Source organism: Pedobacter sandarakinus (genome assembly GCF_026240095.1).
Classification (GTDB): domain Bacteria; phylum Bacteroidota; class Bacteroidia; order Sphingobacteriales; family Sphingobacteriaceae; genus Pedobacter; species Pedobacter sandarakinus.
Window position 1 is genome coordinate 428,692 of record NZ_JAPIVG010000002.1, and the last position, 13,100, is coordinate 441,791.

Annotated in this window: 11 protein-coding genes; 3 read left to right on the plus strand and 8 right to left on the minus strand. The window is 38.8% G+C overall.

Translation table 11 applies throughout. The features are described 5' to 3' along the window. Positions 1-48 precede the first annotated feature (48 nt). The 5 genes from OQ268_RS07480 to gatB all read right to left on the minus strand — a co-directional run bounded on the left by OQ268_RS07480 (position 49) and on the right by gatB (position 6,189). Positions 49-1,839 (minus strand): chloride channel protein, encoded by a 1,791-nt coding sequence (locus OQ268_RS07480; RefSeq protein ID WP_265855494.1) that lies wholly within the window; start codon positions 1,837-1,839, stop codon positions 49-51. Positions 1,840-1,878: 39 nt separating this feature from the next. Further along, positions 1,879-2,601, minus strand: a complete 723-nt coding sequence (locus tag OQ268_RS07485; protein WP_265855495.1) for an RluA family pseudouridine synthase — start codon at positions 2,599-2,601, stop codon at positions 1,879-1,881. A 214-nt stretch (positions 2,602-2,815) separates the two neighbouring features. After that, the gene (locus OQ268_RS07490) at positions 2,816-3,505 is read right to left on the minus strand and encodes a response regulator transcription factor (protein ID WP_265855496.1); all 690 of its coding nucleotides are present in this window, start codon (positions 3,503-3,505) and stop codon (positions 2,816-2,818) included. A gap of 103 nt (positions 3,506-3,608) precedes the next feature. After that, a complete protein-coding gene (locus tag OQ268_RS07495) occupies positions 3,609-4,721 on the minus strand; it encodes a TlpA disulfide reductase family protein (RefSeq protein ID WP_265855497.1) in 1,113 nt (370 codons plus the stop codon). Between the two features lies 1 nt (position 4,722). Further along, on the minus strand, positions 4,723-6,189 hold the full coding sequence (gene gatB / locus OQ268_RS07500) for an Asp-tRNA(Asn)/Glu-tRNA(Gln) amidotransferase subunit GatB (RefSeq protein ID WP_265855498.1): 1,467 nt from the start codon (positions 6,187-6,189) through the stop codon (positions 4,723-4,725). Between the two features lie 237 nt (positions 6,190-6,426). Here gatB and OQ268_RS07505 point away from each other — a divergent pair, with 237 nt between their 5' ends. Beyond that, positions 6,427-6,918, plus strand: a complete 492-nt coding sequence (locus OQ268_RS07505) for a hypothetical protein (RefSeq protein WP_265855499.1) — start codon at positions 6,427-6,429, stop codon at positions 6,916-6,918. Between the two features lie 262 nt (positions 6,919-7,180). On the opposite strand, the gene alaS is transcribed toward OQ268_RS07505, so the two are convergent. Further along, complete coding sequence (alaS, locus tag OQ268_RS07510; RefSeq protein WP_265855500.1) at positions 7,181-9,799, minus strand: alanine--tRNA ligase; 2,619 nt, start codon at positions 9,797-9,799, stop codon at positions 7,181-7,183. A gap of 115 nt (positions 9,800-9,914) precedes the next feature. On the opposite strand from alaS, the gene OQ268_RS07515 reads away from it, so the two are divergent. Then, positions 9,915-10,250 (plus strand): MerR family transcriptional regulator, encoded by a 336-nt coding sequence (locus OQ268_RS07515; RefSeq protein ID WP_265855501.1) that lies wholly within the window; start codon positions 9,915-9,917, stop codon positions 10,248-10,250. Here OQ268_RS07515 and OQ268_RS07520 read toward each other — a convergent pair. Continuing rightward, the gene (locus tag OQ268_RS07520; protein ID WP_265855502.1) at positions 10,238-10,705 is read right to left on the minus strand and encodes a hypothetical protein; all 468 of its coding nucleotides are present in this window, start codon (positions 10,703-10,705) and stop codon (positions 10,238-10,240) included. The genes OQ268_RS07515 and OQ268_RS07520 overlap by 13 nt on opposite strands. 166 nt (positions 10,706-10,871) lie before the next feature. Between OQ268_RS07520 and topB the strand changes: the two genes are divergently transcribed. Then, a complete protein-coding gene (topB, locus tag OQ268_RS07525; RefSeq protein WP_265855503.1) occupies positions 10,872-12,725 on the plus strand; it encodes a DNA topoisomerase III in 1,854 nt (617 codons plus the stop codon). Here the strand turns inward: topB and OQ268_RS07530 are convergent. Beyond that, positions 12,718-13,095 carry a response regulator gene (locus OQ268_RS07530; protein ID WP_265855504.1) on the minus strand — a complete coding sequence of 126 codons (378 nt, stop codon included), beginning with the start codon at positions 13,093-13,095 and terminating at the stop codon, positions 12,718-12,720. The two genes, topB and OQ268_RS07530, sit on opposite strands and share 8 nt — an antisense overlap. Between the last annotated feature and the right edge of the window lie 5 nt (positions 13,096-13,100).

A 13,100-nucleotide genomic window follows, 5' to 3' on the forward strand; every position in this document is an offset into this window, starting at 1 on the left:
TTTTTGGTTTGCTGCCCTGAGGCTGTTAAAGGAATTTAAATTGGTAACTTACCCCATATAATCGTTCTGTCTCATTAACAAAGCCCGATATTTGTTGAAGATGGCAGTTTTTGAAACAAATCCACGATATTGGTTTTGAGGGCTAATTACGGGTAAGGTCCATGCGTTCTCTTGCTCCATCTTTTCTAACACTACTTTTAAATCATCTGATTCATTGATTGTTCTCGGTGCAGGGTGAACAATATGTGCGGCGGTAAGTGTTTCCTTTTGCTCACTTTTCATCATCTCGTTAAATACCTCTTCTACATATACGATGCCTTTAAAATCACCTGCCTCATCGGTTACGGCACATATATTTTTATGTGATTGTACAATGTCATTCATTCTTACCGAAATCAGGTCGCTCATCTCTAAAACCGGGTAATTTTTTTCCGTAAGGTATTTTAATTTCATTTGGTTTAGAACGGTGGTATCTTTATCCTCATGTGAAAGTAATTCACCCTTGTCGGCCAGTGCCTTAGTATATATAGAATGCTTTTGTGCGCTTCGATTAATGGCATAAGAAATGGCCGTCGTAATCATTAATGGCACCATCAAAATATAACCGCCGGTAATTTCTGCAATAAGAAAAATACCGGTGAGTGGTGCATGCATAATAGCACCCAAGGCTGCAGCCATGCCTGCCACAATAAAATTAGATACATTCAACTGCGCAAATCCTGATAAATTCACCATGTATGCGAAGATGAACCCGATTAAGCCGCCCATAATTAAACTTGGTGCGAAGGTACCCCCATTTCCGCCAGCGCCTAATGTAACCAGCGTCGCAATAGATTTTATAAAAATTGTTACGAGGGTAAACAGTACAACAAGCGCAGGCACGGTATTGAAATCAGAAAAAATACTATTATTAATAACGGCTAAATAATCCCCTTTCAACAAGCTTTTGATTGTAATATATCCTTCTCCATAAAGCGTAGGAAAAAGAAATACCAGGGCACCTAGCATTAAACCGCCCGCTACCACTTTTGTATAAGGATGTTGAATCTTATAAAACAATCCTTTTACAGCATAATTTGCTTTGGTGAAATAAATAGAAAACAAGCCGATTAAAACCGCCAAAATCACATAGTAAACCAAGGCGTTAACCTGCCAACCTTCGGTTACCAAAAAGAATAATTGCTGGGTATAGAAAAGCCTGGCAACCACAGCAGCAGTTGCTGCCGACAATAACAATGGAATAAAAGCTGGAATAGTGAATTCTGGAAGCAAAATTTCGATGGCAAATACAATTCCAGCTATCGGACTATTAAAGGCACCCGCTATTCCGGCAGCTGCACCACAAGCTACCAACATGGTGATCTCCCGATAAGACAAACCTAAAAACCGACCTAAGTTAGAGCCAATGGCAGACCCACTGGTTACAATCGGCGCCTCTAATCCGGTAGATCCGCCAAAGCCTACTGTAACTGCGGCGGTAATTATTTGCGAATAGATATTATGTGGTTCTACCCGACTGGATTTTTTAGAGATTGCATAAAGCAGTGGCGTTAGGCCTGTTTCAAATTTACTTTTACGAATGAAATACTTTACATAAACTACCGTTAAAAAAATCCCAATCATGGGGAAGAGCAGATACAGGTAGTATTTATATTTCCATTGCCAATCTGATTGGAGAAACTCTTCGATGTGATGGGTTAGCGTTTTGAGCGCTGCAGCAGCCAATCCGGCCAAAATTCCTACTACAATAGCCAGGATCACTAAGAAATTACGATTTGATATTTTAGATTTTCGAAACTGATTTATCTGATCAAGGTAATTTACAAAGTGGATATACATTTTTCTTGTTTTTAAATTAGCTGGGTTAAGTTCTCTGCACTAAGCATCAAATTTATCGAGCAGTTTTATAAGTGTGGCAAAATCTTTAGGATATGGAGCTTCGATAATAATGTCTTGGTCATCGAGTCCTTTGAAAACAAGATGTCTGGCATGAAGGGCAAAGCGTTTCATAATTGGTTGCTCTTCTTCTCCTTTTGTAAGCTTATATCCACGCTTTATAGCAGATAGGAAAACAGGTTTCCCTTTGTACATATCATCGCCTACGATAGCCGCCCTTTGTGTAGCCAGGTGAATCCGAATTTGGTGCATACGGCCGGTAATTGGCTTGCACTCTACCAATGTATAATGCTTATAGTATTTTAACGAGTCAAAAATTGTTTCAGCACGTTTTCCTTCTGCCCTATCAATGGTTACATTTTTATTTCCGTCGTTCAAAATAGGCAGATCAACCAACAACTGATCGAAAATTACATGTCCATCTACAACAGCATGATAAGTTTTATTTACCTTTCTGCGTTCGAACTGCATCGAGGCATGTCGGTAAGCTTCAGGATTTTTTGCGATGATTAAAGCGCCAGAAGTCTCTTTATCCAATCGGTGGCAAACCTGGGCATCGAAGCTATACTGCTTAGCCATTCTTAGCACATTGGTTTCTCCAGATCCACCTCTTTCATCGAGCGAAGCTAAGAATGGTGGTTTGTTGATTACGATGAAATCGTTGTCTTCGAAAAGAATAAGGTCTTTAAAATTAGGATACTTCAAGCTGTATGTGATTGATGATCGCAAAAATACGGATTTAATTTTTGATGGGCACTGTAAGCTCAAATTTATTTGACTGCTCTAACGATACCAGTTATCAATTTGAAGGCATTTGTGAGATACTAAAATTGATTACCAAAAAAAAAACACAGCTTAATACATGCCAATGCTGTATCAAACTGTGTGCTTAAGCCAGGTAAGGGCTTATTTATATCAACTAAGATAACTCAAATTTATATCCGACACCTTTTACGGTTGACACATAAGTTTCACCTAATTTCTCGCGGAGTTTACGAATGTGAACATCAATTGTGCGGTTGGTAACAACTACCGAATCTTCCCATATATTTTTGAGAATCGATTCCCTGGTGTAGACTTTTCCCGGTTTAGATGCCAACAGGTATAACAATTCGAATTCCTTTTTAGCCAGCACCACTTTAGTTCCTGCTTGGAAAACGAGGTATGCCTCGCGATCAATCACCAAATCGCCTATTTCCAGCTTGTTTTCTGAAATTTCTTCCGTGCCCGAATTCCTTCTCAAAATCGCATTTATCCTGCTAACCAAGGCACGTGGTTTTATGGGCTTGGCAATATAGTCGTCTGCACCTACATTAAATCCTGCAATTTCTGAATACTCTTCACTTCTGGCCGTTAAAAAAACCATAAATGTATTCTTAAATTCAGGAATTCCACGCATGATTCTGCATGCCTCAATCCCATCCATCTTAGGCATCATGATGTCAAGAATAATTAAATCAGGATGAACTTTCTTGGCAACTGTAATTCCTTCTTGTCCATTGGATGCAGTGAATACCTGATAACCTTCTTTTTTTAAGTTGTATTCGATCAACTCTAAAATATCTGGTTCATCGTCAACAATTAATATTTTCTGACCTGCGTTGTTCATAGTTAAGTATTTGTTACGAAAGTACTTGCTCTGATGTAATTATTGGTTAAGCCTAAGTTAAGAAATTGTTAACCTGTATAAATACATTAACATGCAGTTTCTTTTAACGTAACGTTTTTGCTAAAAATGCATCTAGCTCGTTCCCTCTAAGGTTTTTCGCTGCAATTTTGCCGCTTGGATCAATTAGATATGATGTTGGAATTGCTTGTACCTGGTATTGTTTTACCGTTGCGCCGTTGAAATCGCTTAGTTCTGAGGCATGTGTCCATGTCAAACCATCGGCCTTTATTGCGCCCAACCAAGCTGCTTTATCTGTATCTAAAGAAATTCCTAACACATCGAAGTTTTTTGCTTTGTATTTATTGTACATGCGCACTACGTTAGGGTTCTCCTGGCGACAAGGCTGGCACCAAGATGCCCAAAAATCTACTAAAACATATTTCCCTTTGTAATCTGATAAACTTATAGCCTTGCCTTCTGCTGTATTAATGGTAAATGCAGGCGCAATTTGTCCAACTTGAACACTTTTTAACAAGGCCATTTGTTTTACAAAAGTATCTACTGTTGCATTGCCTTTAATCTCTTCTTTTACGTCATCGGCAAACTTAACCAATTCGGCTTCAAACTCTTGTGGACTTAAGGTATTCATGGCATAAAAACTCGCCAATGTACCTTTATTATCTGCCGCAAATTTTAAGATCTGTGTATTTAATTGATTGATGTAAGATTCATATTGAGGTTTCATCTGTTCTAAGATGGTGGCTCTGTTTTCTGGTTGGGTAGCCACTTTGGCTTCGAAATCTGCCTGAAGCTTTTCAACCTGTTGGGCGAAATTATTTCTAATGCTGTTAAGTTCAGATAATTTTTCAACCTCGTTGGCACCAGAAATTTTGTATGCCATGGTTTTATCTGCTAAATCTGCCTCCAAATCAATATCATCGCCATTTTTGGCAATTAACATATATTCATGATTACCGATTGAAACACGGAAAAAATCAACAGAAGGTGTTTTACGAATAAACTTAAATTCGCCTTTTTCAGATAGATTGGTTGAATCAATCGCAACCATTTTACTGTTGTTCATTCCAAATAAATACACCTTATTTTCTGTTCCCGTATTTTTAAAAGTGCCGTCTATGGTAAAACTATCTTTCGGTTTGCAAGCGGTAAATGCTAATGCAATGATGGCAAAAAAGCCTACTTTGTTTAATTTCATTTTATTTTAGTTTTTCAAGTATCAATTCGTTTATTTTTTTTGCATCCGCCTTCCCCTTCGCCAACTTCATTACATCTCCAACAAAAAGCCCTAACACTCCCTTTTTACCTTTTTTGAAGGCCTCAACCTGCTGCGGGTAATTAGCTAGCACCGTTTCAATAAATTCATCGAGTTCATCGGTGTTTTCACTAATTAGTAGATTTAGCGATTGAGCCAAAGCGGCAACATCGTTTTGCTCAGTTTGTGTCTCAATGGCGGGCAACAATTGCTGAACCGCCACCTTTTGCGACAGCTTCTTGTTATCAACTAGATTTATTGTAGCTGCTAGCTGCTGGGGTTTAACCAGGTATTGTTTAATCGTAATTGCTTTATCATTTAAAACCGCCCTGATAGGCCCTATCAGCCAATTAATTAGGCTCTTTTTAACGTTAATGAAGGGCAATGCCGAATTGAAATAATTTAACAATTCCAGGTCTTCTGCAAAGATTGCAGCATCTGCATTAGTAATTCCAAACTCCGATATCATTTGTTTTGAGATCTGGTTTGGCAGAACCGGCATTGCGTTCTTAATCTCATTTAACCAATCATCTGCAATATAAATGGGTTGTAAATCCGGATCAGCAAAATATCGATAGTCATTGGCTTCTTCTTTAGTTCGCATTGGCGAGGTTGTCCCTTTATCAGCATCGAAATTTAAAGTACTTTGCAAAATTGTACCGCCATTATCAATTACCTCTATTTGTCTGGTAAATTCAAAATCCATAGCCCTACGTACGTTACGCATGGAATTTAAGTTTTTTACCTCGCAGCGTGTGCCAAATTCACTTGCGCCCACTGGTCGTATAGAAATGTTTGCATCGCAGCGTAAACTGCCTTCTTCCATGTTCCCATCACTAACATTTAGATGGCGTACCAATTTTCTAACTTCGTTCAGCAGCGCTGATGCTTCTTCCGATGTACGGATGTCTGGTTCCGTTACAATCTCTATCAAAGGTACTCCGGCACGGTTCAAATCTACAAGCGAGAATCTATCATCCTGATCGTGGATGCTTTTTCCTGCATCTTCTTCTAAATGAATTCTATTAATTCCAATCCTCTTTGAAGAACCATCGGCAAGCGCTAACTCCAGAAAACCATTTATACATATAGGCTGATTGTCTTGCGTAATTTGGTAGCCTTTAGGCAAATCTGCGTAAAAGTAATTTTTACGATCGAAATGGTTGGTTTGGTTAATGGTGCAATTCAAAGCTAAGCCAATACGTACAGCTTTTTCTACCACCTCTTTATTTAGCTTTGGCAAGGCTCCAGGAAGTGCCAATGAAACAGTAGAGATGTTCTGGTTTGGCTGCGCACCAAAAGTGGTGCTATCTGCCGAAAATATTTTAGTATTCGTATTTAATTGAACATGTATTTCAAGTCCCGAAACAAGTTCGTACTGATGTTGTGGGCTTCTTTGTTGTAAAGGCATTTAATTGTTGTTAACCACAGATAAATAAGATTAGGATTCTTGATTATCCCGCTTAAAATTTCCTCAAATATAGTTAAAGAATGTCAAATGAAACCATTTGAATAATTATCAGATTGAATCCAACTGCTATTTTGCGAAGGAATGGTCTTTACGGAATTGTCATTTTTCAATTTTCTGTTACAATAGTTTTTTTGGCACAACGTTTGAAATTGTGTACACACACAAATAGAAACGATTATGAAAAAGTTATTGATTATCTCTGCGATTGTAGGAATCATAGGATTAACCTCAAATCAATCTAGCGCTCAGGTAAATGTTAATGTAAATATTGGTCGACAGCCGGCTTGGGTTCCAGTTGGTTACCAAAACGTAAATTATTATTATCTCCCAGAAGTACAATCATATTATTATGTGCCGCAGAGACAGTTCGTTTACCTTAGCGGCAACCGTTGGACCAGATCAAGGTACTTACCTACCAGATATAGAGGTTACGATTTGAACCGCGGCCGGAAAATAGTCGTCCATGGGAACAGTCCGTACAGAAGTTATAATATACACCGGACAAGATATTCGAGAAACGTTAATGTGGTTCGTTCGTCATACGGGGGATACAACAGGGTAAGATATGTTGCCCCGAAGGCACATTATAAACCGACTAAGTATAAGGGAAATTTGGGACATGGACCTAGACATGATCATGGCAAGGGGCATGGTAGAGGAAGGCATTAAATAAGAAAAGAGGCATGTGCCTCTTTTTTGTTTTAAAATCTTTTTCCAAGTGTTATTCCTATTCGTGGATAGGCTTCAATACAACGATTGTCTCATCCTACGCTAATAATAGACGCAAATCCAATGAAAATTTTTATAATCTGAGCGGCAGAATAATGTGTTCACACAGCAAAGGCTAGCAAGCCATCAAGGATACAGTTAGTTTACCTGCCTATTTAGAGGTGAACTAACTGTAACAATATCGGAATAGATGTAAAAAATGTTAATTTACTTTGATAAACGCCTCTGCCTTCTCTAACACAGTTGGCAATCCTGCCGGATTTTTCCCGCCTGCTGTTGCATAGAATGGCTGGCCACCGCCCCCACCTTGTATTTCTTTCCCCAATTCCCTTACAATGTTTGATGCATTCATCCCTTTCCTCACAAGCTCGTCTGCCAGCATAACAGTAATGCCTGGTTTGCCGTCAATTTCTGTGGTGAATACTAGAAATAAATTATCGATCATGTCTTTAAGCGAGAATGCCAAATTTTTAATTGCATCAGCACTCTGAAGATCAATATGCTTAGCAATAAGATTAACGCCATTGATCCCTCTTACATGATGTACAATTTCGTGCTTCAGGTTGTTGACACGTTCCAGAGTAGATTTCTCAATTTCTTTTTTCAATTTAGCATTTTCATCAATTAACGCTTGTACAGCAGCTGAAAGATCTTTCGAACCATTTAATAACGACTTCAGATGCCCGAGTTCTCGCCTTTGGTCTAAAAAGTATTGTTCAGCTTTATCTGCAGTAATGGCTTCAATCCTTCTTACGCCAGCAGCAACTGCGCTTTCTGCGACAATTTTAAACGAGCCGATTTGGCCGGTGGCTTTTACATGCGTTCCACCACATAGTTCTTTAGAATAATGGTCATCAAAGGTAATCATTCGCACAAAGTCACCATATTTTTCTCCGAAGAGCGCAGTTACACCACTTTCTATAGCATCTTGATAGGGTACATTTCTTTGCTCCTTTAACTTAATATTTTGTCTGATCTTTTGATTCACGATCACTTCAATCTGTGCCAGTTCTTCATCGGTTACTTTTGCAAAATGCGAAAAATCGAAACGCAGATAGTCTGCATTTACTAAGGAGCCTTTTTGGTTTACATGCTTACCTAACACCTGCTTTAAAGCCGCATGTAAAAGATGCGTTGCAGAATGATTATCATCTGTGAGGATTCTTTTATCTTCATCAACCACCGCCCAGAATTTACCTTCCAAACTATCTGGAAGCAAATCGGTAAAATGTACCGTTAAACCATTTTCTTTTTTTGTATCCGTAATATCAACCCAGAACTGGCGGCTGTGGTCTTCTAGCCTGCCGGTATCGCCAACCTGACCACCGCTTTCGGCATAAAATGGCGTTTGCCTTAATACAATCTGGTATTGTTCTTTACCTTTTGCTTTAACTTTCCGATACTTAATAATCTCTGTTTCAATCTCTAAGTCGTCATAACCTACAAATTCACTTTGATCATCATTATTAACCATTACCCAATCTCCAGTATCTATTGCCGTAGCCGCACGACTATCGTCTTTCTGTTTTTTCAGCGATTGTTCATAGCCAATGATATCTACAGTCCAACCTTTTTCCCTTGCCATTAATTCCGTTAAATCAATCGGAAATCCAAATGTATCTGATAATTCAAACGCGAAACTCCCTTCTACGATATTGTCATTGGTTTGATATCGCTCAAATCTTTGGATACCTGTGGATAACGTCCTCAAGAAGGAAACCTCTTCCTCTAACACTACCTTTTGAACAAAATCCTGCTGTGCAAAAAGTTCATCGAATACGCCTTTAAATTGATTTGCGAGAAGCGGTACCAGTTGGTTTAGGAACGGCTCTTTGAAATTTAAGAATGTATAGGCATAACGTACTGCACGACGTAAAATTCGGCGGATAACGTATCCGGCTTTATTATTTGAGGGTAATTGTCCATCGGCGATTACGAAGGAAATTGCACGAATGTGATCTGCCATTACCCGCATAGCGATATCCGTTTTTTCATCGGCACCATATTTAATTCCAGATTTCTCGGCAATAAATTGAATCATGGGCTGAAAAACATCTGTATCGTAATTAGAAGATTTTTCTTGAAGCACCCTCACTAAACGTTCAAAACCCATTCCTGTATCAACGTGTTTGGCAGGCAAACTTTGTAGGGAACCATCTTTTAAACGATTAAATTGCATAAAAACGTTATTCCAGATTTCGATCACCTGCGGATGATCTGCGTTAACCAAGGTAGCACCATCAACCGATGCCTTCTCATCATCCGAACGGCAATCTACATGAATTTCTGAACACGGACCACATGGACCAGTATCACCCATTTCCCAAAAATTATCTTTTTTATTACCGGGCAGAATGTGGCTTTCGTCTACATATTGTTTCCATAAGTCGTAAGCTTCCTGGTCTTTTGCTAAACCTTCTTTTTCATCGCCTTCAAAGTAGGTTACATACAATTTATCTTTAGGAATTTTGTAAACGTCTGTTAATAATTCCCAACTCCAGGCAATCGCATCCTTTTTAAAATAATCGCCAAAACTCCAGTTGCCAAGCATCTCGAACATCGTATGGTGATAGGTATCAATTCCAACTTCCTCCAAATCATTATGCTTACCAGATACACGCAGACAGCGTTGTGTATCGGCTACACGGGGGTATTTAATAGTAGCTTCACCTAAAAATAAATCTTTAAACTGGTTCATTCCGGCATTCGTAAACATCAACGTAGGATCGTTTTTAACCACAATTGGCGCCGATGAAACGATTTGGTGTTGTTTATTTTTAAAAAAATTTAGGAATGCTTGTCTTATGTCTTGTGCTGTCATCGTTGTATTATTGGAGGAACAAAATTAAAATTTTATTGCGTTAATCAGGAAAAATCGCATTACATTTGAATACTTTAATTAATCGATATAATACACTCATAATCAAGTAAGATATATGCCGTACAAGGAAAGAGACATCAATAAAATGTATTATACCATGGGAGAGGTAACGGAAATGTTTAGCGTAAATGCATCTCAAATCCGTTTTTATGAAAAAGAATTCGACATTCTTCAACCTAAGAAAAATAAAAAAGGCAATCGCTTGTTTACGCCAGAAGACATAGAAAACTTAAAAATAATTTTCAATTTGGTCGATGAAAAGGGATTCACACTGAAAGGGGCAAAAGAATATTTGAAAAACAATAAAAGCGATGTCAAGGAAAATCAGAAGATTATTGATTCGCTAGAAAAGCTCAAAGGGTTTTTAGTGAACTTGGCTCAGGAGTTATAATCCCCGACCGGAGAAGCAGGTTTTAATTTCTTAGCGTGAAGATTTTTTGGTAGTACCATCACAATTGTGCGTTTATATGCCGAAAGGAGATCCCACAACCACCTATTGCTATCATGTCCCTTTTCACCACAATCAATTATTTCTGCACGCTTGAGCAGCTTACCCACAATTCGTTGTGTGTACCTTATAGGAACAATCTTGTTAAATGCCAAGCCGATATAATCACAATAAATATGTGCTACAAGCTCTACAATCAGTGAATCGGTTTCGATTTGCAATGCTTTATTATAGATTTGCTGATATTGAGTTTTAATTGCTTGTGATAAAATTTCTAAACGGACCGATGCTTGTCCATCTAAGAATTGCCAAAGTTCATTATCACTACAAACGCGTATGATGCCGGGTTCGTAATTGACTTTGACTTTATAATCTTGAAAGTAAAAAAGCTTTTCCATTAAGTTATCAGATGAAATATGGTTGCAATTGTTACCAACCAATGTGGCTACCTAACATGCCAGAAGGTAAATTGTTTAGCTGGCAGGTGTTTACTTTGTGAGTAATTTTTTGGGGCACGCATGGAATATTTAGGCATCTTTGAACTTTAGAAATTAAGTTTGATTGATGAAAATTGTTATCGCAGAAAAGCCGTCTGTTGGTCGCGAACTTGCTAAAGTTTTCGGAGCAACCACCAGAAGAGATGGATACATTGAAGGAAAGGGATATTCGTTTACCTGGGCTTTTGGCCACTTGCTTCAATTGGCGCCACCCCAAGATTACGGTTTTATCGGTTGGCGGAAACAGCATTTACCAATGTTGCCGGCAAAATTTAAACTTGCAGTAAGAAAAATCAAAACAAAAGATGGTTTTGTTGAAGATCCGGCGGTTCGAAAACAATTAGATACGATTAAAAAATTGTTTGATGACGCTACAGAAATTATTGTTGCAACAGATGCCGGACGTGAAGGGGAGCTTATTTTTAGGTACATTTATTATTATCTAAAGTGTAAAAAACCGTTTAAGCGGTTGTGGATTTCTTCGCAAACAGATGAGGCGATCAAAGATGGTTTCAGAAATTTAAAGCCCGGTGCAGATTACGATACGTTATTTAATTCAGCGCATTGCCGCTCAGAATCAGACTGGCTAGTGGGAATGAATGCCACGCAGGCACTAAGCATTTCTGCCGGGAACCGAACTGTTCTATCTCTAGGTAGGGTACAGACGCCCACCCTTGCCATGATTTGCACCAGGTTTTTAGAGATCAAAAATTTCGTTCCCCAAACCTATTATCAAATCAGTATTTTGTTATCCAAGGATGAACAATTATTTAAGGCAATATCAGTTAATAATTTTAAAGAAAAACAGGAGGCAGAAAGACTTTTTGCCTTAGTTGAAGACGTAAATGCCGGTTTCAATAATGGAGGTAATATTACAGCTGTTGAGGCAAAACCCCGAAAAGAGCCACCACCCCTCTTACACGATTTGAGTAGTTTGCAACAAGAGGCAAACAAGAAGAAAGGATTCACCGCAGACCAGACATTAAATATCTTACAAAGTTTGTATGAAAGCAAGTTGGTGTCTTATCCGCGTACTGGCTCTAGGTATATTGGCGACGATGTTTTTGCAGGTGTTCCAGATTTAATTTCCAAGTTTGTAAGTCATCCCGATTTCGGCAAACAGGCACAATTTCTGCAGACTGTTGCACTTAATAAACGAAGTGTAAATGCCAAAAAAGTAACCGATCACCACGCGGTGTTACCCACTGGTGAACAAGCACATAACTTAACGAGTGATAAACAAGCCGTTTATGATATGGTAGTAGGAAGAATGATCGAAGCCTTTCACCAGGAATGCCTGAAGGAAATAACTAAAATTACCATATACGCCGGTTTAGCTTTTATGGCCAACGGTACAGTAGTTCGATCTGCTGGCTGGCGTTCTGTATTTAACGAAACAGACGATGATAAGAAAGACGAAGACAATGCTGCATTGCCAAAAGTTGTAGCTGGCGAGCAACTGCCAATTACGGAAAAAGCACTTTTAGAGAAGCAAACTAAACCCAAATCGATGTATAATGAAGCATCATTACTTAAAGCGTTAGAAACTTGTGGTAAAGAAATAGAAGATGAGGAGCTTCGCTATGCGATGAAAGATAGCGGTTTAGGTACACCAGCAACTCGGGCATCCATCATCGAAACATTAATTACCAGAGATTATATTATTAGAGAGAAGCGGAATTTACTTCCTACGAACAAAGGACTGGCTGTTTACGAGGTTGTAAAAGACAAACAAATTGCGCAGGCCGAGCTTACCGGACAATGGGAAAAGAGACTGGAGGAAATCAGGTCTGGATCTTCGGTTGCAGATTTTAAATTGGAGATTACTAACTATACCAGGCTAATTACAAATGAACTGCTAGTTGCGGGAGCTTCAATTTCAGCGAAATTATTAAACGATAAAACTGCTGATGTTAGCTAAAACACCTTTCCAAGATCTCTTTTATGGATAAGCCCATGTCTTCGTCTTTCTGGATAAACCCTATCGCTCCGGCTTCGTGGTATGCTTCCTGGAGCGAGGCCTTATCATTGCCAGTAAACATACAAACTTTAATGTCTTGCTGAATGGACAGCACTTGTCTTACCGTGTCTGGATTACTGTCGCCTCTAGGCATATTTATATCCAGAAGTAAAAAGTCGAAGCGTTGGGCATTAAGAAAATCAAATGCATCTATAAGATTGGACACTTCAACGATTTGCGGAGAGGTGAGTAACTTTTTGAAATAGCCCTTCATCACCACACGCATGAGTTCGCTATCATCGGCGATTAAAATATGGAGTCCTTCTTGCATGGAGA

Coding starts and splice junctions, on each gene's coding strand:
- gatB (WP_265855498.1), bottom strand. CDS start 6,189: ATGCCTTTACAACAAAGAAGCCCACAACATCAGTACGAACTTGTTTCG.
- OQ268_RS07530 (WP_265855504.1), bottom strand. CDS start 13,095: ATGCAAGAAGGACTCCATATTTTAATCGCCGATGATAGCGAACTCATG.
- OQ268_RS07520 (WP_265855502.1), bottom strand. CDS start 10,705: ATGGAAAAGCTTTTTTACTTTCAAGATTATAAAGTCAAAGTCAATTAC.
- OQ268_RS07505 (WP_265855499.1), top strand. CDS start 6,427: ATGAAAAAGTTATTGATTATCTCTGCGATTGTAGGAATCATAGGATTA.
- OQ268_RS07480 (WP_265855494.1), bottom strand. CDS start 1,839: ATGTATATCCACTTTGTAAATTACCTTGATCAGATAAATCAGTTTCGA.
- OQ268_RS07515 (WP_265855501.1), top strand. CDS start 9,915: ATGCCGTACAAGGAAAGAGACATCAATAAAATGTATTATACCATGGGA.
- OQ268_RS07495 (WP_265855497.1), bottom strand. CDS start 4,721: ATGAAATTAAACAAAGTAGGCTTTTTTGCCATCATTGCATTAGCATTT.
- OQ268_RS07490 (WP_265855496.1), bottom strand. CDS start 3,505: ATGAACAACGCAGGTCAGAAAATATTAATTGTTGACGATGAACCAGAT.
- topB (WP_265855503.1), top strand. CDS start 10,872: ATGAAAATTGTTATCGCAGAAAAGCCGTCTGTTGGTCGCGAACTTGCT.
- alaS (WP_265855500.1), bottom strand. CDS start 9,799: ATGACAGCACAAGACATAAGACAAGCATTCCTAAATTTTTTTAAAAAT.